The 20380-nt window shown below is 28.9% G+C and carries 20 protein-coding genes; 2 read left to right on the forward strand and 18 right to left on the reverse strand.

The window, feature by feature from the left end; genetic code table 11:
- Positions 1–8 precede the first annotated feature (8 nt).
- Complete coding sequence (locus AVANS14531_RS07625; RefSeq protein WP_336611933.1) at positions 9–791, reverse strand: MBL fold metallo-hydrolase; 783 nt, start codon at positions 789–791, stop codon at positions 9–11.
- Positions 792–849: 58 nt separating this feature from the next.
- Entirely contained in the window at positions 850–1215 is a 366-nt protein-coding gene (locus AVANS14531_RS07630; RefSeq protein WP_239817153.1) for a winged helix-turn-helix transcriptional regulator, read from the reverse strand.
- 118 nt (positions 1216–1333) lie between these two features.
- Here AVANS14531_RS07630 and AVANS14531_RS07635 point away from each other — a divergent pair, with 118 nt between their 5' ends.
- Positions 1334–2263, forward strand: a complete 930-nt coding sequence (locus AVANS14531_RS07635) for a cation diffusion facilitator family transporter (protein WP_336611934.1) — start codon at positions 1334–1336, stop codon at positions 2261–2263.
- Positions 2264–2288: 25 nt separating this feature from the next.
- Here AVANS14531_RS07635 and AVANS14531_RS07640 read toward each other — a convergent pair whose 3' ends face one another.
- The 16 genes from AVANS14531_RS07640 to AVANS14531_RS07715 form a co-directional block, all read right to left on the reverse strand.
- Positions 2289–3419: a PrpF domain-containing protein gene (locus AVANS14531_RS07640; protein WP_336611935.1), complete on the reverse strand. Its 1131-nt coding sequence runs from the start codon at positions 3417–3419 to the stop codon at positions 2289–2291.
- Positions 3419–4501 (reverse strand): PrpF domain-containing protein, encoded by a 1083-nt coding sequence (locus AVANS14531_RS07645; RefSeq protein WP_336611936.1) that lies wholly within the window; start codon positions 4499–4501, stop codon positions 3419–3421. The genes AVANS14531_RS07640 and AVANS14531_RS07645 overlap by 1 nt, the downstream gene beginning before the upstream one ends.
- Positions 4502–4504: 3 nt before the next feature.
- Positions 4505–5362, reverse strand: coding sequence for an isocitrate lyase/PEP mutase family protein (locus AVANS14531_RS07650; RefSeq protein WP_336611937.1), 858 nt, complete (start codon positions 5360–5362; stop codon positions 4505–4507).
- Between the two features lie 79 nt (positions 5363–5441).
- Entirely contained in the window at positions 5442–6776 is a 1335-nt protein-coding gene (gene brnQ, locus AVANS14531_RS07655) for a branched-chain amino acid transport system II carrier protein (RefSeq protein ID WP_336611938.1), read from the reverse strand.
- A 16-nt stretch (positions 6777–6792) separates the two neighbouring features.
- Positions 6793–9066 (reverse strand): DNA translocase FtsK, encoded by a 2274-nt coding sequence (locus tag AVANS14531_RS07660; protein WP_336611939.1) that lies wholly within the window; start codon positions 9064–9066, stop codon positions 6793–6795.
- 1 nt (position 9067) lies between these two features.
- Positions 9068–11461: a flagellin N-terminal helical domain-containing protein gene (locus AVANS14531_RS07665; protein ID WP_336611940.1), complete on the reverse strand. Its 2394-nt coding sequence runs from the start codon at positions 11459–11461 to the stop codon at positions 9068–9070.
- A 45-nt stretch (positions 11462–11506) separates the two neighbouring features.
- On the reverse strand, positions 11507–12034 hold the full coding sequence (locus tag AVANS14531_RS07670) for a TIGR00730 family Rossman fold protein (protein WP_239817161.1): 528 nt from the start codon (positions 12032–12034) through the stop codon (positions 11507–11509).
- On the reverse strand, positions 12031–12846 hold the full coding sequence (fliY, locus tag AVANS14531_RS07675) for a flagellar motor switch protein FliY (protein ID WP_336611941.1): 816 nt from the start codon (positions 12844–12846) through the stop codon (positions 12031–12033). The genes AVANS14531_RS07670 and fliY overlap by 4 nt, the downstream gene beginning before the upstream one ends.
- Positions 12839–13939 carry a flagellar motor switch protein FliM gene (gene fliM / locus AVANS14531_RS07680; protein WP_239817163.1) on the reverse strand — a complete coding sequence of 367 codons (1101 nt, stop codon included), beginning with the start codon at positions 13937–13939 and terminating at the stop codon, positions 12839–12841. Before fliM ends, fliY begins: the two co-directional genes overlap by 8 nt.
- Positions 13932–14630, reverse strand: a complete 699-nt coding sequence (locus tag AVANS14531_RS07685) for an RNA polymerase sigma factor FliA (RefSeq protein ID WP_442862407.1) — start codon at positions 14628–14630, stop codon at positions 13932–13934. The genes fliM and AVANS14531_RS07685 overlap by 8 nt, the downstream gene beginning before the upstream one ends.
- On the reverse strand, positions 14611–14970 hold the full coding sequence (locus AVANS14531_RS07690) for a hypothetical protein (protein WP_239817165.1): 360 nt from the start codon (positions 14968–14970) through the stop codon (positions 14611–14613). Before AVANS14531_RS07690 ends, AVANS14531_RS07685 begins: the two co-directional genes overlap by 20 nt.
- Before the next feature lie 5 nt (positions 14971–14975).
- Positions 14976–15842, reverse strand: coding sequence for a P-loop NTPase (locus tag AVANS14531_RS07695; RefSeq protein ID WP_239817166.1), 867 nt, complete (start codon positions 15840–15842; stop codon positions 14976–14978).
- Positions 15843–15845: 3 nt separating this feature from the next.
- On the reverse strand, positions 15846–17063 hold the full coding sequence (gene flhF, locus AVANS14531_RS07700) for a flagellar biosynthesis protein FlhF (protein WP_336611942.1): 1218 nt from the start codon (positions 17061–17063) through the stop codon (positions 15846–15848).
- A gap of 9 nt (positions 17064–17072) precedes the next feature.
- The gene (gene folK / locus AVANS14531_RS07705; protein WP_239817168.1) at positions 17073–17552 is read right to left on the reverse strand and encodes a 2-amino-4-hydroxy-6-hydroxymethyldihydropteridine diphosphokinase; all 480 of its coding nucleotides are present in this window, start codon (positions 17550–17552) and stop codon (positions 17073–17075) included.
- Positions 17552–18040, reverse strand: a complete 489-nt coding sequence (aroQ, locus tag AVANS14531_RS07710; RefSeq protein ID WP_239817169.1) for a type II 3-dehydroquinate dehydratase — start codon at positions 18038–18040, stop codon at positions 17552–17554. The genes folK and aroQ overlap by 1 nt, the downstream gene beginning before the upstream one ends.
- A 162-nt stretch (positions 18041–18202) precedes the next feature.
- The gene (locus AVANS14531_RS07715) at positions 18203–19318 is read right to left on the reverse strand and encodes an FtsW/RodA/SpoVE family cell cycle protein (protein WP_336611943.1); all 1116 of its coding nucleotides are present in this window, start codon (positions 19316–19318) and stop codon (positions 18203–18205) included.
- 52 nt (positions 19319–19370) lie between these two features.
- On the opposite strand from AVANS14531_RS07715, the gene AVANS14531_RS07720 reads away from it, so the two are divergent.
- Positions 19371–20354, forward strand: a complete 984-nt coding sequence (locus AVANS14531_RS07720) for an RluA family pseudouridine synthase (RefSeq protein ID WP_336611944.1) — start codon at positions 19371–19373, stop codon at positions 20352–20354.
- The last annotated feature ends 26 nt before the right edge of the window (positions 20355–20380 follow it).

Here is a 20380-nt window from a genome sequence, read left to right on the forward strand (position 1 = left end):
ATTATCTCCTAAAAAATATAAGTTTCTCCATCTTCTGGAATTAAAACTCTATTGTTTAAATTATTTTTATTTACAAAATCTCTTAAATCATTTCTAGTTAAAACACAATGATTTATTGCTTCTAAATGAACGGCTATTATTTTACTTGTTGATATTTTTGCAATATTTTTAATATCGTTTTCATTCATAATAATACTATCATCAAATCCTAAAACCTTAGCATTTCCTGCATTTACAATGACAATATCATGATTTTGTTTTAAAGTATTTACAACATCAGCCGTTAAAACACTATCTCCTATCAAATACACACTTTTACAATCTTTTGCACTAAAAACAATTCCCATAGTATCGCCTAAAAGTCTTGCTAATTCATCATTTTTATATATTTCTTCACTTCCATGCTTTGCTTTTGTTTTTCTTAATTTTACTCCTTGAAATTCTAAACTATCATTTAAAATCTCAATATCATTAAAGCCATATTGTTTTATAAACTCATAATCTTGTTGATTTTGAACTATCATTTTTAGATTTTTATTCATTTTCAAACATGCAAATTCATCAATATGATCTAAATGATTATGAGTAATTATTACAGCATTAACATTACTTAAAACTTCTTCAAGACTAAAAGGCAAATCCACTAAAGGATTTTTCAAATGCGAATTATAAGTATTTGCAAATCCTTCATAAGAGCCTTTTGGTGCCAACATAGGGTCTATTAAAAAACAGGTATTATTGATTGTAATTTTCACACATGCACTTCTAATTAATTGAACTTTTGTATTCATAATTTCTCCTTAGATAAAATTAAAAATACATATTAATTTTTTTGAAAATAATTGTCAATTACTTACTTTTTTGTAAGTATTGCAAAGCTTCTTCGCTTAATAAATGATAGGTATTATTTTCTTGCATTATTTGAGTTCCGATTTGCTGAAAAATCATAATAGCTTTTAACATTTCTTTTCCTCTATTTGTAAGAAAATATTCTACCTTTAAAGGATAACCATCATAATTTATTTTATCTATTAAGCCATCTTCTTTTAGCTCTTTTAGGTGTTGAAGGAGCATTTTTTGGCTAATTCCAATTATTTCTTTTTGCAATTTTGATAAAGATGCATTACCTAAACTTAATTGAAAAATAATTATGCTTTTCCACTTTCCGCTTATAGTTTTTGCTGCAACTTGCAAAGGACAAGTGATTGTTTTCATAATAACTCCTTTAATAAATATTACATAATTAAAAACATTAATTCAATACAAACAAAAAAGTAAGTAATTTACATTATTTATAATATGTATTAAAATTATTAAAACTAAAGGAGCTAAAATGAATACTTTAATTCACGAGCCTATCAAAAAACATTGCGAACATTCACACGATCATTCACACGAACACTCGCATAATCACTCACATAGTATAGATTTTTCAAAAAATAAAAAGGCTTTATTGCTTAGCTTTATAGTAACTTTTGTAATTATGATAGTTGAAGTAATTTATGGATATTTAACTAATTCTTTAGCTTTAATTAGTGATGCGTTGCATATGATAACACACGCATTTGCATTAATAATTAGCTATTTTGCAATAATTTTAGCCAAGAAAAAAGATGATTTTAAAACTTACGGATATTATAGAGCTGAGATAATTGCTGCTTTTATTAATGCTATATTAATAGCCATTTTTACACTTTTTATAATTTATGAAGCAATAGAAAAACTATTAAATCCAAGCGAAATTGATATTTCTACAATGCTTATCGTAGCTAGTTTTGGAACATTAGCAAATATTATTAGTGCTTTATTATTAATGAAAGCAGATACAAATAATTTAAATATTAAATCAAGCATAATTCATATGCTAAGCGATTTGCTTAGCTCGGTTGCAATTATTGTAGGTGGAATTATCATTTATTATACTAATTTTTATTTTATTGATACGATTTTGGCTTTAATGATTGCTTTAGTTATTGCTAAATGGTCTTTTAATCTTTTTAAGCAAAGTTTGGATATTTTACTTGAAGGCTCTTTTATTGAAATAAATAAAATAAAAGAATTTATCTTAAGCAAACACTCTAGTATAAAAGATATTCGTGATATTCATATTCACTCAATCTCGCAAGATTATCACATACTAACAGCTCATATAATAATTGATGATTTAAATAATTTTCAAAATATTATAAAAGTTCTTTCACATTCGCTAAAACATGAGTTTAATATTCATCACATTACAATTCAACCTATTTTAAATTCTTAGAATTTAAAATAGGAATTTAGCAATCTTAATAATCTTTTCTAGTAAATACAAAGCCTTGCATTAAGCATCTTGCAGTTCTAATCACGCTTACGCTTTCATCATCAATAAAGCCTGTAATTGTGCCACTTGGATGAGCTATTACTAATTCGTTAGAAAAATTACTTAAATGCTCGTTAATTAATGTTCCTTTTGTCTTTGCAGCCATTGAAATACATACCGTTCCAGTAACTGCAATTGATGGGTGTGGGCGTTGCATACTCATCATTCTAACGCATACATTAACACTATCTTTACTAATCTTAGCACCATTTGTAGCTTCATAATCTTGCACGAAATCTACTAAACAAGCTTTAGGAACTGAAGGGTTTTTCGCTGTTGCTTCTTCTTTTTTCGCTAAGCCTATTAACTCACTTGCTATACTTCTTACTTCTTCAATTTTATCAAGCTCATTTTGTGGAATTTCTCCGTATAAATCGCCACTTAATAAATCTTTAGCCTTCATAAATACAAGTGCGGCTCCTGCATCAACTATACTAATCTCAATATTGCCAAAACTTGTATTTACTACTTGCTTAGCTTCTTTAGTTGGCAATAAGCCTTTATTCATAGAGCCTTCAGGATTAATAAAGCCTAATTTAATCTCACTAGCACTATTAGGAACTCCTGCTATTTTTGTATCGCCGTCTGGATTAAAACTCTTTAAATCATCGCTTAGTTTAAATCTAGCTTTTAAATACTTATTTGTATTAGTGTTTAGTATCCTAACGCAAATAATATTATTTTCTAAATCGCATTCATCTTTAATAATTATTTTTTCATACATTTTAGGATTATTTAAATCAATTAAACCCAAGTCATAAGCAAAAGCACCAACACAAGAACTAATATTTCCACAATTGCTATTAAAATCAACCACTTCTTTATCAATACTAACTTGAGCAAAAGTATAGGTTAATTCATCGTTTTTAATATCAACAATAGCCACCTTTGAAGTTACCGAAGCAGCACCACCAAGCCCATCAATTTGCTTTGTAGCAGTTCCCATTACATCAGGCAAAAACTCGCTCCATTTTTCTCTTGCTGGCATATCTTTTTCATAAAAACAAACAGCCTTAGATGTCCCACCTCTATAAATACTACATTTAAACTTTCTCATTAAATCTCCTTTATATAAATAAATCCGTCCATTATTCTTCTTGCACTTCTTTTAAGTCCAACACCTATTATTTTACCATTTTTTATTTCAACACTAACGCTTACAACACCTAAAAAGTGTTTAATTCTTACATCTTGAATGCCATTTTCTATCATTTTTAATTCGCTTAACTCATTTGCTAAAGTTCCAACTTCTAGTGCTGCAACAGCTAAATTATAAAGCCCACTAGCAGGTGAGCTTTTGTGAAGATTTCTAAGGCTTAAAACCCTAATTCCTATATCAAATTCTTCCTTGTTATCGCTTTTAAAAATAGCAGCTATTTTTGGAATTGCTTGATTTTCGTTTAACTTGCTTTCATCTTCTGCAAAGCCTAATTTTATAGTGTAAAAATCTCTTAAATTATTTAATTTTTCTAAGCTTAAATCCTTACTAAATTCATCATAATTTTTAGAAAAATCCAAATCAAAATCAAGTCCATTTACATATAAAAATGGATTTATTAAATCAAGTAATGTCGCTCTAATACCATTAAAATCACTAATTTTACCTAGTGGATATTTTTCTTTTGTTTGTTCACCACCTGCATCCTTTATAAATACATTAGCAAGCGAGCAAGTGCCATTTACTCCTTGCATTATTTCATCACCTATTTCAGCAAACTCGCCATTTTTTAGCTTCGTGCGAACTTCAATGATTTTTTTAATATTTGTATTAAAAATCCTAACACAAACATTACTAGCTCTACTATCAAAACTAAATAATTTTTCATTAATTGCATACGCTGCAACAGCTGCTATTAAATTACCGCAAGTGCCTTTGCTATCAACACTATCCTTCATCACACCGACTTGATAAAATTCCCATTCAATATCATAATTTTTATTATTAGTTTGTTTAATTACACAAACTTTATTAGTAGATGATATCGAACCACCTAATCCATCAACTGCGTTTTGATTTACACAATCTATTGCACCTTTAAAGATATTTGCCCATAATTGCTTATCTTTAGGCAAATCGGCTTCATTAAACATAAGCCCTCTGCTAGTGCCACCCCTATAAACACTGCATTTAAGTTTCATCTTTTATCCTTTATATTTATTTTCTATTTCCATCCATTTATCAAACTCGCAAATTCTATTGCGCTCTTTCATAGATATCATTAAATGCTCTGCATTTGCTGTTGTGCCAGTAGTTTTTAAATGATTTAATAAATCATTCATACCCTTAACTGCAGCTTTTAGCGTTGCATTTGCATAAAGAACTATATTAAAGCCCATTTTTTCTAATTCATCATTTGTTAATATCGGAGTTTTTCCACCTTCTACCATATTTGCTATATGATAGCCTTTTACTAATTTTGGTAATTGCGCCATTTGCTCAACACTAGTAGGCGCTTCAATAAATAATATATCAGCCCCGCTTTCTAAATAAGCATTAGCTCTAGCAATAGCATCATCAAAGCCATTTACAGCAATAGCGTCAGTTCTTGCGATTATTAAAGTATCGTATTCTAAAGCGTCTTTGCAAGCTTTAATTTTAGAACACATTTCTTCTTGACTTATAATCTTTTTACCTTCAAAATGTCCGCATCTTTTAGGAAGTTGTTGGTCTTCTAGTTGAAGTGCTGCTATTTTGTTTTTAGAAAATTCTTTTGCTGTTCTATAAACATTTAAAGCATTTCCGTAACCATTATCTATATCTGCAATTACGGGAAGATTTGTTGCATCGTTTATTCTTTTTGTATTTTCTAGCATTTCATTCATGCTAACTAAACCTATATCAGGATAGCCAAACTGCATATTTGCCATACCTGCACCCGTTGCATACACTACATCAAAACCTGCTAACTCAATAAGTCTTGCATATAAAGCATTTGCAGCTCCGGGTGCAACTAATAATTTGTTTGATTTTAAAGCTTCTCTTAATATTTTTGCTTTCATGAAACACTCCTTTTTGTTATAAAGTGTTTCATATTAACATAAAATAATAAAACTTTATTTTTTAAATAGCTTTTAAATATTAAAAGCTATCTTTTTTACTAAAAATTTCAATTATGTAAGAAATAATAAACATAATAATAACAGGAACAATCCAGCCAAGCATTGATGAATAAAATGGCAAGATATTTAAAAACTTATCAATTCCTAAATAAGTCAAAATTTTAACTTCATTAATACTTAAACTTGAACTATCAATTGCATTTAATATACCTATAAATGCTGCAGTATAAACGCTAAATCTATAAATAATCTTGCTCTCATTTATTAAATTATTTATTAAAGATAAGATTATTAAAACAATAGCAATAGGATAAATAGCAATTAATATAGGAATACTAACTTTTAAAATCTGAGTTAAACCTTGAATAGATAATAAAAAGCTAGCAACAACCCAAACAATAACCCAAGTTTTATAAGAAATCTTAGTAACGCTACTAAAATAACTTGCACTTGAGCCAATTAATCCTATTGTAGTTGTAAGACAAGCAAGTAAGGCTGTAATTCCTAAAATAAATCTTCCAAAACTTCCAAATAAATCATTGCTAATTAAAGATAATAAAACAGCTCCATTACTAGCGTCTTTAAAGGTATTGCCATAAACATATCCTAAATATCCTAAAGCAAAATAAACTATTATTAAAATAACTCCTGAAAATAAACCTGCTTTTATAGTAAGTAATGATAATTGATGTTTGTTTTTTACTCCTAAAGATTTTAAAGCACCAACAACGCTAATTCCAAAAACTAAAGCTGCAAGTGCGTCCATAGTCTGATAACCTTCAACAAAAGCTGAAGCAACAGGATGATTAATATAATTTGCATTAGGTTCTGCAATATTAACTTCTGCTAACACAAAAGCTGATATGAAAAATACTGCTATTAAAATAAGTAAAGCAGGTGTTAAATACTTTCCTAAAGTATCTAAAATAGTGCTTGGATTTAAACATATATAATAATTAAGTGCAAAATAAATAAAACTATAAAAAGCTAAAAAATATATATTATTTTCACTAGGAATAAATGGTAAAATCATTATTTCATAAGGCATTGTGCTAGCCCTTGGAATTGCCACTAAAGGACCTATTGTAATATAAATAGCGGCTACAAAAATGATAGCAAACGATACATTCACCCTACTAGCTAATTCTTTTAGCGTTCCTGCCTTAGCAACTGCTGCAACACCTAAAACAGGTAAAGCAACTCCGGTTACACAAAAAAATAAAATTGCTAAATAAAAATTACTACCTGAATCAACTCCTAATTTTGGTGGTAAAATGAAGTTTCCTGCACCAAAAAACATAGCAAATAGCATTAATGCTACAACATAAAATTCTTTTTTTCCTATTTTTGTCATAATTCTCCTTGGATTTTTATAAAAGTGTTCTAACGCCTTTTGCGTTAGGTTCGCTCAAAATTCCTTGCTTTTCGCATTGCTCTACGATATTAGCAGCTCTATTGTAACCTATGTTTAATTGGCGTTGGATATAAGAAATACTTGTTTTTCCACTCTCTTGCATTATCCTTACGGCTTCATTAAATAATTCATCAACATTATCATTATCGCTTTTTACATAGGTTTGAGTGTAGCTTGAATCTTGCAAAATACTTTCATCATAATTTGCTTTTTCTTGATTTTTTAAATGTTCTACAACTTTAATTATTTCTTCTTCACTAGCAAATGGAGCGTGAAGTCTTACTATTTGGCTTGTTCCTGGTGGGGTAAATAAGCTATCTCCACGACCAAGTAAGCTCTCAGCTCCTTTAGAATCTAAAATAACCTTACTATCAACTCCCGTTCCAACCTTATAACTTAATCTACTAGGTAAATTTGCCTTAATAAGCCCTGTTATAACATCTACGCTAGGGCGTTGCGTTGCTACTATTAGATGAATTCCTGCTGCTCTTGCCATTTGTGCAAGTCTTGCGATATAAACTTCTACTTCTTTTCCGCTAGTCATCATCAAATCAGCCAATTCATCAATAATAATTACAATATAAGCAAAAGGCTCAAGCCCTATTTTAGGAGCTTTTTCGTTAAAGCTTTCAATGTTTTTTGTCTGAACGCTAGCCATTAGCTCATACCTTCGCTCCATTTCTGCAACCATATTTTTTAAAGCTAAAGTAGCTTTTTCTGCTCTCGTAATTACTGGAGTTAGCAAGTGTGGAATATCGTTATACATTGAAAACTCAAGCATTTTAGGGTCAATCATCAAAAACCTTAAAGTCCTTGGGCTATTTCTATATAAAAGACTTAAAATCATAGCATTAATTCCAACGCTTTTTCCACTTCCTGTTGTTCCTGCAATTAATAAATGTGGTAAGCGTTTTAAGTCGGTTACAAAGGTATTTCCAACTATGTCTTTACCTAAAGCTATTGTTAATTTACTTTTGCTTTTTGCAAATAATTCATCTTCAAAAATAGTTCTAATATTTATTGTTTGTGAAGTCTTATTTGGGATTTCAATACCTACTACATCTTTTCCTGGAATTGGTGCTTGAATTCTAATGCTTGTTGCTTTAAGTGCCATTGCCAAATCATCTGCTAAGCCTGAAATTTTACTAAGTTTCACATCAGCAGCAGGTCTAAACTCAAATGTAGTAACCACAGGACCCCAGTAGGTTTTAACCACATCTCCATCAATCTTAAAATGCTTTAATTTTGCTAAAAGCTCATTAATCTTTTCATCAAGTTCATCTTCATTTATTATGATTTCTGTTGTTTTAGCCTTGTCTAATAATTCTACGCTTGGTAATTCAAAATCTTTAGGGATTTCTACTGCACCAAGTTCAAGCTCACTTAAGATAGCTTTGTTTTCTGCTAATTCGCTTAAAATTTCTACTTTTTTACTAGATTTTGGAACAAAACTCTGGCTTTCGTTTTCAGCAACCACTACAACATCGTTAAAGGTGCTAGAATTTGAAATAGGAATTTCGTTTTCTTCTATTTCTTGAATTTTTTCTTCTACTTGTGGTTTTTTAATTATTTTGATTTCATCTTTATCATTGATTTTATTAATTAAAGGCTCTAACACAATTTTTGGCTCACTTACGCTTACGCCCTTATCGTTTGTAAAATTAATCTTTGTTTTTTCATCTATTATTTCTTTTTCTACTTTAGGAGATTTTACAAATCTAATATCGCCTAAATCACTTAAAACCTCTTCTTTTGCACTTGTTTTAGTTTGTTTTTTAGGCTTTTCTTCTTTTTTGATTGTTTTTGGTTTTTCTTTTAACTTAAAAAGATTTTTAAAATCGTATTTTTTATTAAATAAGGCATATATAAAAGAATAATTACAATATATCAAAACAAAAACTAATAAAAGAAATAAAATAATATTAACCCAACCAAGAATACTAATTAAACCTAAATTAAAAACATTAGCAAAAGGTAAAGCCAAAATAAGCAAAATACAAAATATATTCATAGTATATTTTAAAGCCACTTTAAAAGGATTATAAATATATAAAAACGCTCCTATAAAAGCTATAAAAAATATATAAGAAGCGCTTCCAAGACAAAATCTTAAAGCTTTATTAAAATATGAACTAACAATAAAAATCCCATTAGCTTCGGGTAAAAATAACCCGAAACTTAAATAAAATAATATAAATGCAGTAAAAATAAATATAAGTTCTTTTTTCATCTTACATATAATTTAATAAGCTTAGTTTAGAAACTTGCGCTGTTGCTTGTAAAGTAGCTTGTAAAGTAATTGTCGCTTGCATTAGCATAAGTTGGCTTTCTGCAGGATCGGCATTAATTACATCGGCTTTTACTTGATCAACATTTACTTTCATTAAATTTGCTCTATCTTGAGAGTTTTGAATACTTGTTTGAGTTGCTCCTATTTTTGTATGAATTTTATTAATATGATCTTGTATATGGTCAATTCTTTTTAAAGCACCTTGAATACCAACGCTCTTTAATAACTCTGGATTATCACTATCTGCTCTATAATTTCCATTCCTAACTGCTTCTATCATTTTGTCTAAATCTTTAATAATATCAACATGACTTTCATCAATTATTAGGCTTGAGTTTGTATTGAAATTAAACAAATCTCCTTTTTTAGTGCCTTCTTGTATAGGATTTCCATTAGCGTCAGTTCCGAAATCAAATTCATCAGCATTCATAGTATTAGCATCAAATATAGCTAAATCTATCTTAGTTGTAGTTGCTCCTTTATCAGTTAAAGTCATTTGGCCTCTTTCATTAAGCCCTACATCAACTGCATTTTTAGAGCTAATTAATAAACTCTCTAACTCAGCCTTATCTGCATCATTTAAAATCATAGGAGAATTAGCTTGATTAGGATATTTTGGAACCAATTGATAATCTCTTGTAGGAATATTATCAGTAGCAAACATAGAAATAACATCTCCTAATTGCTTATAAGTTATGTCTTTGTTATCAGTTTTAACACTATCTGAAATATGCTGATTATGATCATATACAACATTCGTAATTGGCATAGTTACGGTTCTATCTTGTCCGTTTTGTCTATAATTTGCAGTTACCGTTCCTTGAGTTATATTAAAATCTATTGAATAATGAACCTTATTTTTTGAAGTAATTTCAAGCTTTAATATACTATCAGGTCTTGTATTATCATTAGGATTTAATTTAATAGCACCTTGGGCTGTATTTACTAATTTTGTTTCATCTGTTGCTACATTTTTGTTTTTATCTATTTGAGATATATTTGAACTTAATACATTATCTTTTTTAGCAAATAAAGACCTTGAATAATCAATTCCATCGCTAGTAAAAGAAGTATCAATATTACCCGTATTTGTAAATTCTAAAACAAAAACATTATCATTATTTCTTAAATCACTAGGATCACTTACACTTGCTCTTTGTGAATTTACAGGTTGTGGAACTACTGGAAGCGTTGGAACTGGCATTAAATCTTTTGGATCAACAGGTTTTCCAGCTGCAGCTGCTGCATTAGTAACTTGCTCGTTATGTGCTACTGCTGCATTTACAGCATCAATTTCTGCTTGTGTAGGTGGTTTTGGTGGATATATTTGACCAAAATCACTAGCTTGTGCTGTGCTAGCAAACATAGAAAAATTAATTTGACTTTCTTTGTTTTTTAAATCAGTGATTTCAATAGTTCCATTTTTGCTAAGTGTAACATCTACTACTTTATTTTCTTTAGTATTTCCATAAAGTTCGCCGATTTTAGTAAGCATAGCCCCTACACTTTCATTTGCTTCCATTTTAAACTTAGCCTTAAAGCTTTCTCCATTTCCTTTAGTGCCACGAACATAAAAATAAGTATCAGGAAATCTAGCTCCATCATTATCTAAAAAATGATCATTTACATTTAATTCTTTATTATCATTATTAGGTTTTAAGTAGTTTTTACCTATTAAATCTCTTATTTTATTATCTTGAGTTATATAATGCACTTCTTCAGGTTTATTTATATCATATCTTCTATCAACCAAACGAACATTGGTGCTTATAACTTTCTTATAGTCATTATCAACACCTTTAATTAATTCTTGACCTGAGATATTGTATTCTGTATAAACATTCGAGCCTAATAAAACTTGCATATTTTCATTATTTCCAAAATAATTTCCTTTTTCATCAAAAGGCTTAGTTCCTATGCTAGTTCCACTAAATAAGTATTGTCCGTTAATGCTTGTATTCGCAATATTTACAATATGATCTCTTATTTTTTGTAAGTCATTTGCTAAAGCGTTTAATGAAGTATCTGAATGAACCTCGTTTGCACTTTGAATTAATTTATTTTTAAATTGATCAAGCGACTTACTCATCTCATCAATTGCTTTATCCGAGTTTTTAGTAATATTTATAGCCTTACTTGCAGCTTCGCTGATTTGTTGAAAAGTAGCTAATTCATAAACAAGTCTTGAGCCTTCTGAAAACATACCAGCATCTTCGTAAGAATTTGAAATCTTTAAGCCACTTGATAATCTATTATTAGCATCATTGATTAAATTTTGTTGGCGTTGAAAATTATTTAAATTTTGAGAGTAAATATAAGAGCTTGTTATTCTCATTTTTGTTTCCTTGTTTAAAAATTTTTAATTATATCGGCTAAAAAATTATTTTATTAAGTCTAAAACTTCGCTAGGTGTGTTTGCAATGCTAAAAATTTTTAATGATTCTTCATCAATTGCACCACATTTTAAAAGAGTATTTTTAAAAAACTCAACCAAAGGTTTAAAAAATTCTTCATTATATAAAATGATTTGATAGTTTCTTAATTTTGTTTGAGCTAGGGTTAAAACTTCAAATAATTCATCTAATGTTCCATATCCACCAGCACAAACAATCATTACATCATTTTGCATTAAAGCTTTTTTTCTTAAAGATAAATCGCTATGCTCAATAGATTTAGTGCAATATGGATTTAGCTTTTGTTCCATTGGAAGTTTTATATTTATTCCAACGCTTTCAACACCACCAACTAAAAAAGCAGCCTTATTTGCAGCTTGCATAATACCGCCACCGCCACCTGTTGTAATTGAATAGCCATTTTTTGCCAAAACTTCACATAAAGCAAAAGCTTCCTTATAATATTTACTATCTTCATTAAATCTAGCAGAGCCAAAAATTGTAACCGATTTCATCTAAGACTTTCTAACCTTTCTTTTTTATCTCCGATTTTAGTTATTTGAACGCCGAAGTTTCCATCTACAATAACAACTTCACCTTCAGCAAAACATTTATCTCCTACTAAAATCTCAAGTGGGTCATTTGCTAATTGATCAAGCTCTATAACTGAACCTATATCCATTGTTAAAACATCTTTTAATAACATTTTTTTACTTCCGATTCTTACTCTAATAGGAAGTTTTACATCCATTATTAAACCTATGTTTTTAAGCTCGCCTAAGTCCATTTTAGAAGCACTTGCCTCACTTTCTTTGTTAGAATTTGAATTCGGATTTAAGAGTTTGTAAGCTTTTTCATTCATTGCTAAGCTAACTTGCTCATTAAGTCCATTAATACTTACATCATAAAAATAAATTTTATGAAATTTTGATAAGTCGCATTCATCGGTTAAAAAATCGCAAGATTCTAATGAAAAATTCATCTTAGGTAAATCTTTTTGAGCGTTTAATGAAGTTGAAAATGCTGAAAATATATTATTAATAGCTTCTTTACTTGCATCAAGCTCATCATTTCCTAAGTTTTCATTCATAGAAATTTCTTCTTCGCCCATCATCCATTCAGAAATAGCACTCATTAAAACAGGGCTTGAAAGAAAAGCAAATTCCTTATCATCGCTTTTAAAAACAGCTTTTAAAATAGGTGGTTTTAAAGCATTATTTTTAATATCAAACTCACTATAAGAACTAAACTTAGCACTCTTTCCAGTAAGTCCTTCAATAGTAGCTATACATTCATTTACAAATAGACCTAAAAACTCATCAATCATTTATATTATCCTCATCTTCCATAGCCGATTCTTCTTGAATTTCTACAACCTTATCAAATTCTGCAGCCTTAGTTTTACGCTCTAGTTCGTAAGTTTCAAGAATATTTTTAACCTCATCTTTATCTGTTTTAATTAAATCTAAAATCTTTATTGATTTTTGGTATCTATGTATTCCAAATTGAGCTAAAAACACATCTTTTCCATCAACACTTACGATAGCCTTATCATCTGCATTTCTATTTAATTTAATAATATTACCATTTTCAAGACCTAAAAACTCTTCAACACTAATAAAAGCCTTGCCTAAAATAACTTCATATATCATATCAGCACGGCCAACAAGGGTTTTTATCTCTTTATTTCTACTTTTTTTAGCACTCGTTTCACCTAAAATAACATCACGATTTGCAAGACGTCCTAATATAGGCTCAAGATAAATTACAGGATAGCATATATTAATCATACCACTATTATTTCCTATGGTAAGCTCCATAACAACCATTATTACGATTTCGTTTTGGCTTACTATTTGAACAACGCTTGGGCTACTTTCTTTAGCTTCTACGCTAGGATACATATCAGTAATTATTGACCAGCTTTCTTTAAGCTTACTCATCATAATTCTTAAAATACTATCAAGTAAGTTGATTTCAATATCTGTTAATTCTCTATTTTTTTCGCTACCTTCACCTGCTCCACCTAATAATTTATCAATCATAGGAAAGGCAATACTTGGATTTATTTCTAAAACGCAAGTTCCATCTAAAGGCTTTATTGAAAATACGTTAAAGCTAGTAGGATTAGGTAAAGACATCAAAAACTCACCATAAGTCATTTGATCAACCGAATGAAGCTTGATTTCAACCATTGATCTCATTATTTGTGAAATTTGAGTTGCAAGGCTTCTTGCTAATTTATCATGAATGCCTTTTACTGCACGAAGTTGCTCTTTACTAACACGATTAGGACGCTTAAAATCATATATTATTATTTGTCTTTCATCGTTTTCTTTCTTTGCTTCCGTTACAACATCGGTTGAATCAACGGAGTTAAGTAGAGCGTCTATTTCTTCTTGAGATAAAATATCAGCCATTCATTAGCCTTTTTCTTAATGTATTAATCACTCTTGTTTGCAATTGACAAACCCTCGATTCGCTAACTTGCAAAATCTCACTAATTTCTTTTAAACTAAGTTCTTCGTAAAAATATAATTGAATTATTAATTGTTCTCTTTCGTTTAATGTTTCTAAAATTTCACTAATTTGCTCTAATAAATTTTCTCTATCAAGCCTTTCGTTTGTATCTTCATTGCTAAGAACTTCTAATTGTTCATCAAGTGGAATAACATAGCTAATAGAATTAGCAATTCTTGCTTCTTTTATCTTTTCAATATCTATACCTAATTCATTAGCTAAGTATTCATCACTTGGTTCTTCATCATTATCATTTATATAATCATTTATTAGTTTTTCTACATCTTTTACTATTTTTCTATTGTTTCTACTTAAAGTATCAAGACTTCTTAAAAAATCAAGCATAGAGCCATATACTCTTTTTCTAGCATAACCCCAAAAATTATCATTTTGCAAATCATCATATCTTCTTGCTAACTTAATTAATTCTTCAGTTCCAACGCTAATTAAATCATTTACATCAATACTAGCAGGCAAACGCTCCTTTAGTCTAAAAGCCATAGCCCTTAAAGCAGGTTGATATTTTATCGCTAGCTCATCTTGTGCGTTTTTTATAGCACTAGCGTAAGCATTAAGCCGCCTTTGCATTATGTTTCCTTAAAGGTTTTTGTTTTGTTTGTTTTTTAATTATATCTAATTCACTTTCTACGCTTTGAATAATTTTATCCATTCTATTTTCTCTAATTTCTAGCTCTTTTATAAAATGGTTAGTATTTACTTCGTAAGTATGCTTATCAAATGACCTTGTGCCAAGCTTTTTTGCATCTATGAAATTAATTACAATTAAATGGATTAATATATAAAATACAAAAGTTGTAAATATAGTAAATCCTATTATCATAAATGGGTCATCTATCTTAAATACTGCACAAATAAAACCTATAAAAAACCCACAAACAGTAAAAAATGCAATATAATTATCGGTTCTCATTAAGCTTAAATCCTATCAATTAGCCTTTTGAAAAAGCTTTTAAAATTTCTTGAATCAGAGTCTTTAAGCACATTTCGTTCCAATTTTGATAAAAGATTATTAACAATCTTTTTAAGCTGATTTGTCTCTCTTGATGAACTTTGAGAAAACAATACCCTACTTTTTATGCAATCAATTACATTTTGAGAACTTTCTAAATAACCTAAATATTTTAATTCAGGATTATTTTTAATGTTTGCAGATGCAACTTTTGAAATATTTGCAAATAAATCAAGTGCTTCTTTTTCACTTTTAACAACATTAAAAATCATTAAAAAATCACGCCTTACTTCAGATGTTACTTTAATCGTAGCATAAGCATCAGTAATTGCAGCAGGATCAGGTGTAGTAACTACTATAACTTCATCAGAAATTTCTAAAAAGTGTAAAGTTGTCCCACCAATTCCAGCACCAGTATCAATTATTAAAAAATCTAAATCTTCTAATAATTCAGCATCATCTAAAAAAGCGTCAAAATAATTTGAATTATTATATTTTAAAATCTCTCCGCCACTATCTCCTGGAATAAGCTTTAAATTTGGCTTTACAACCTTAATAATATCAGCTAATTTACATTCGCCTTTTAATACATGAAGTAAGTTTTTGCCTATTTTTACATTTAATATTACATCTAAATTAGCAAGTCCTATATCAGCATCAAACAAGCCAACCTTATAGCCATCATTTGCTAAAAGATTTGCAATATTTGCACTTACAGTGCTTTTACCAACACCACCTTTTCCACTTGTAACAGCTATAAATTTTGTGTTTTTCTTATTTACTTTATGCTCATTTTTCATAAGCTCTTTTAATCTATCAGCTTGTGTTTGCATAATTTATCCTTTAAATCCGTCTAAAACGCATTTTATTAAATACTCGCTATTAGCAACTACTATATCATCAGGCACATTTTGACCTGTTGAAAAAAACGAAACAGGCTTCTTAACATTGAAAATAAGTGAAAAAATATTACCAAAAGCCCTAGTTTCATCAAACTTAGTAAGTATTAATGTATCAATTTTTAAAACATTAAACGCATTATAAGTATGTTCCATATCATCATACTTCATACCTGCATTTAAAACCAAGGTTACTTCAATTTCACTTTGACTAGCTTTTAAAAAACTTTCTAGCTTTTCAATCTTTGCTTTATCATATTGTGAATTTCCTGTTGAATCAATCAAAACCACATCATATCCACTTAAAGACTCAAGGCTTTTTTGTAATTCTTCTTGAGTATTTACAAAATGAATTGGTAGCATCATAGTAGTTGCGTATTCTGCTAATTGCTCTTTTGCCCCTAGTCTAAAATTATCTAGTGAAATTATGGCAGTTTTATATCTTTTAACACCATAAGCATATCTATGAGCTAATTTAGCTAAAGTTGTGGTTTTTCCAACTCCAGTTGGACCTACTAGCATTATTATTTTTTGTTTTCTAATAGGAGAATCTACCCTACATGGAATCATACTTTTAAGCAAGGTTGTAAAATATCTATTAATAGCGTCTTTATTAGCTAACAATGCTTTAGGCATATTTTTAAGAGTTGCTCTCATAATTTCGTTTAAATGGCATTCTAGCATATCGCTTTTTTTGGCTTTATCATAAATTAGAGCAAATTCAGGTGGGATTTCAAGATTATTTCTAGCAGGTGCAAGCTCACCCCATCTCATACTCATTAAATAATCAACCTTGCTATTTAACTCATTTAATAATTGCTTATCATCTTTTACTTTTTGGCTTTGAGAATTTGAATTAAGCTTTAGTCTTAAAGGTTCTTTTTTGATGATGTTTTCTTCTACCGGCTCAATCCTTTTTTCAAATTCTTTTACGCTGTTTTCGTATTGCATAACAGCTCTTTTATTTACTAAAGGCTTTTTTTCTTTCGTATCATCAATAGCAACAACTACTTCAACTAAAGCAGGACTTGTAGGAGTTCTTCCTTCTACTTGAGTAATTGTTACAATCTCTGCATCATCACCATAAAAATCTCTAACATAAGCTAAATAATCCTGACCTTTTTCTACTCTAAAACTATCTTGCCTAATTGCCATTTTAATTCCTTACATTGTTCCTAATACTAACGTTATGCTAATCCTATCATTTGCTCCCTTATGTGGCAAGGTTAATCTATCATCACAATAGGTTTTTTCACTAAAATAAATAATATCTAAATCAAGTGTTCTAGGTGCGTTTTTAAAACTTCTTTTCCTATGAAAAATATTTTCATAATGTTGCAAGACTTTTAGCAATTCTCTTGCATGCAAGCTAGTTTTAACAAACATTAAAGCATTTGTAAAATCCTTTTGCTCTTTGTATCCAAATGCTTCATTTATCAATAAAGATGAAGTTTGAATTATTTTTATTCTTCTATCATCTTGTATTTTTCTAAATAATTTTACAAACCTTTCACACTCAGGCTCTATATTGCTTCCAAGAGAAACTAAGGCTAAATATTTATATCTTTTATCATCTTTCGTAAAAAAAGGATAATATTTTATTCTTTTAAAATATCTAGCCTCGTTTATCTTTAAATTACGCATTAAGCGTTATTTTGGTTCTTTAAAGCTTCTTCTTGAGCTGCAATAAATGCTCTTTGTTGTTGTATCATTTGAATTGCACTAAGTAATGCTAAATGATAGCTAAATGGTCCAAAACCACTAATTGTTCCAGCACAAACAGGACTTAAGAAACTCTTAGCTCTAAAATCTTCTCTAGCATAAATATTGCTAATATGAACTTCAATAACAGGCATTCTAGTAGCTGCTATCGCATCAGCAATTGCAACTGAAGTGTGAGTATATCCACCTGCATTTATAATAATTGCATCACAAGTTCCTACACATTCTTGAATTTTATCAATTATTTCGCCTTCATAATTGCTTTGATAAAACTCAATATCAACATTGCTTTCTTTAGCTGCTAAACTCATTTGCTCGTGGATTTGAGCCATAGTCATTGTTCCATAAATTCTAGGGTCTCTTTGACCTAACATATTTAAATTTGGTCCTTGAATTACCATTATTTTCATATTTATTCCTTTTGATAAGTATTTTAATGATTGATTATAATTTTTTAATTTTAATATAAGTTATTTAAAAATACTTTTTAAACTACAATTTATTTTAAACTTTTAAAAAGTCTAATTCCTATTTCAAATTCCACAAAATTTTCAAATAATTTAAATTAGGAATTACAAATCAATTCTAACTAATTTATAATCAGGGTCAAACCTAAATGCTAAAAGGTTTTCATAAATCCCAAAAAGTATCATAAAGGTTACAAAAGAACTTCCACCATAGCTAAAAAATGGCAATGGCACACCTACAACAGGAGCAAAACCTATTGTCATTGATATATTAACCCCAACATAAATAAATATTAAAATGGATAAAGCACTTGTAAAAGTTCTTGCGAAATGATCTTTTTTAAGCTTATTATTAAAGCTTAGCAAATGCAAAATAAGCAATAAATATAAACCCAAAAGCAAACAAGCTCCTAAAAATCCATACCTTTCAATAGTATAAGCAAAAATAAAATCACTCGTGCTTATCGGAAGGAATTTAAAATGAGTTTGAGTAGCATCATCTTTGCTTTTGCCGTTTATTCCGCCACTTCCTATTGCTATCATACTTTGTCTTACTTGATAGCTTGGTTTTTCGCTTAAAAAATCATTAATTCTTTTCTTTTGATAATCATTTAAATTATCATACACAATAGGTGCTAAAGGAGCACAAATTCCTACGATTAAAACTCCTGTTAAAATAATCTTTTTATAAATGCCTACTAAAAATAAAGTAGCATATCCTACTATTAAAATAATTAGTGCAGAACCTAAATCAGGCTCACTTTTAATGAGTATAAAAGGAAGTATTATGTAAAAACTAATCTTACAAAAATCTTTAAATCTATAACCATCATCAGGCGGGGGATTGTTTTTAATCAAATACGCAAGCATTAATAAAAATGCAGGTTTAAAAATCTCACTAGGTTGAATAGTAAAATTAGTAAAAGGTATTTCAAGCCACCTAGTAGCACCTAATTTAGTAGCTCCTAAAACATCAACTAATAATAATAAACCTATACAAAACCAATAAAAAAATGGTATGAGCCATTCTATTTTTTTAATAGGCAATAAAAAGAATATAAAAAAAGCAAAAAATCCAACGATTATATAAACAATTTGTTTATGTGCTAAAACTTCATTAGCTTCATTAATTAGCAAAAAAGAAAACACAATTATAGGAAAAATAAGCATTGGCAATATAAAATCAAAGTGAGTTAAAATTTTACCATCTAATTTTATCAATTTACAACCTTTTGCTAAATTTGTTTATGAATATGATTTAAAAAGGTTAATATTGAGTAAGATTATTGCAGATGAAATCAAAAGATTAGATGTATTTTTAGCCGAAAAATTAGGACAAAGTCGCTCACAAATTTCAAATCTAATAAAAAATCAAAATGTATTGGTAAATGATAAAAGCACAAAATGCTCTTATATGCTTAATTTAAACGATGAAATCCTTATAAATTATCCAGAAATTCAAGACATAAATGCAAAATATGAAGCTAATTTTGATGTAGAAATAATCTATGAAGATGAGTATATGCTAGTAATCAACAAACCAAACGGAGTTGCAACTCATGGTTGCTCTAGTTTAAAAGAAGCTTCGCTTGTTGAATGGCTGATTGAAAAAAATTATAAATTAGCTGATATTAATGGCAAGGTAAGAGCTGGAATTGTTCATAGATTAGATAAGGATACAAGTGGCATTATGCTAGTTGCAAAAACTAATGAAGCATATATAAGCCTAGCAAATCAAATCAAAAATAAAGAAGTTAATAGGATTTATCTAGCAATAACAAATCATACAATAAATCAAAAAAACATAGAAAAATACATAAAAAGAAACGAAAATAATAGACTTAAAATGCAATCTTTAAGCAAAGATGAATGTGTTAAAAAATATGGCTTAAATGAAAGTAGATGGGGCAAATGGGCTAGAACTCATTTTGTAAATCTTGCAAGTTTAGATGATAAAGCCCTAATTTCTGCAAAACTTGAAAGCGGAAGAACTCATCAAATAAGAACTCATCTAGCTAGTGTAAATAGATATATTCTAGGAGATACTATATACGCTGATGAAAAGAGTAAAAATAAAGCAAATAGATTAATGCTGCATTCATTTTATATAAATTACAAGCACCCTATTAGCAATGAATTTATGGAATTTTATACAAAAAACTGCTATGGCTTTGCTTATTTAGATTTTAAAGAATTCAAACTAAATTTAGAACTAGCACATAATTTATTAGAATTATTTAAATATAATTTGGAATAGATTATGCTTATTTATCTTACTTAGTA

Origin of the sequence: Campylobacter sp. Cr9, assembly GCF_020138295.1 — a bacterium.
GTDB lineage: Bacteria > Campylobacterota > Campylobacteria > Campylobacterales > Campylobacteraceae > Campylobacter_E.

Excerpts from the sequence above, each read along its gene's own strand:
- AVANS14531_RS07625 (WP_336611933.1), bottom strand. The coding sequence starts at position 791 with ATGAATACAAAAGTTCAATTAATTAGAAGTGCATGTGTGAAAATTACA.
- AVANS14531_RS07630 (WP_239817153.1), bottom strand. The coding sequence starts at position 1,215 with ATGAAAACAATCACTTGTCCTTTGCAAGTTGCAGCAAAAACTATAAGC.
- AVANS14531_RS07635 (WP_336611934.1), top strand. The coding sequence starts at position 1,334 with ATGAATACTTTAATTCACGAGCCTATCAAAAAACATTGCGAACATTCA.
- AVANS14531_RS07640 (WP_336611935.1), bottom strand. The coding sequence starts at position 3,419 with ATGAGAAAGTTTAAATGTAGTATTTATAGAGGTGGGACATCTAAGGCT.
- AVANS14531_RS07645 (WP_336611936.1), bottom strand. The coding sequence starts at position 4,501 with ATGAAACTTAAATGCAGTGTTTATAGGGGTGGCACTAGCAGAGGGCTT.
- AVANS14531_RS07650 (WP_336611937.1), bottom strand. The coding sequence starts at position 5,362 with ATGAAAGCAAAAATATTAAGAGAAGCTTTAAAATCAAACAAATTATTA.
- brnQ (WP_336611938.1), bottom strand. The coding sequence starts at position 6,776 with ATGACAAAAATAGGAAAAAAAGAATTTTATGTTGTAGCATTAATGCTA.
- AVANS14531_RS07660 (WP_336611939.1), bottom strand. The coding sequence starts at position 9,066 with ATGAAAAAAGAACTTATATTTATTTTTACTGCATTTATATTATTTTAT.
- AVANS14531_RS07665 (WP_336611940.1), bottom strand. The coding sequence starts at position 11,461 with ATGAGAATAACAAGCTCTTATATTTACTCTCAAAATTTAAATAATTTT.
- AVANS14531_RS07670 (WP_239817161.1), bottom strand. The coding sequence starts at position 12,034 with ATGAAATCGGTTACAATTTTTGGCTCTGCTAGATTTAATGAAGATAGT.
- fliY (WP_336611941.1), bottom strand. The coding sequence starts at position 12,846 with ATGATTGATGAGTTTTTAGGTCTATTTGTAAATGAATGTATAGCTACT.
- fliM (WP_239817163.1), bottom strand. The coding sequence starts at position 13,939 with ATGGCTGATATTTTATCTCAAGAAGAAATAGACGCTCTACTTAACTCC.
- AVANS14531_RS07690 (WP_239817165.1), bottom strand. The coding sequence starts at position 14,970 with ATGAGAACCGATAATTATATTGCATTTTTTACTGTTTGTGGGTTTTTT.
- AVANS14531_RS07695 (WP_239817166.1), bottom strand. The coding sequence starts at position 15,842 with ATGCAAACACAAGCTGATAGATTAAAAGAGCTTATGAAAAATGAGCAT.
- flhF (WP_336611942.1), bottom strand. The coding sequence starts at position 17,063 with ATGGCAATTAGGCAAGATAGTTTTAGAGTAGAAAAAGGTCAGGATTAT.
- folK (WP_239817168.1), bottom strand. The coding sequence starts at position 17,552 with ATGCGTAATTTAAAGATAAACGAGGCTAGATATTTTAAAAGAATAAAA.
- aroQ (WP_239817169.1), bottom strand. The coding sequence starts at position 18,040 with ATGAAAATAATGGTAATTCAAGGACCAAATTTAAATATGTTAGGTCAA.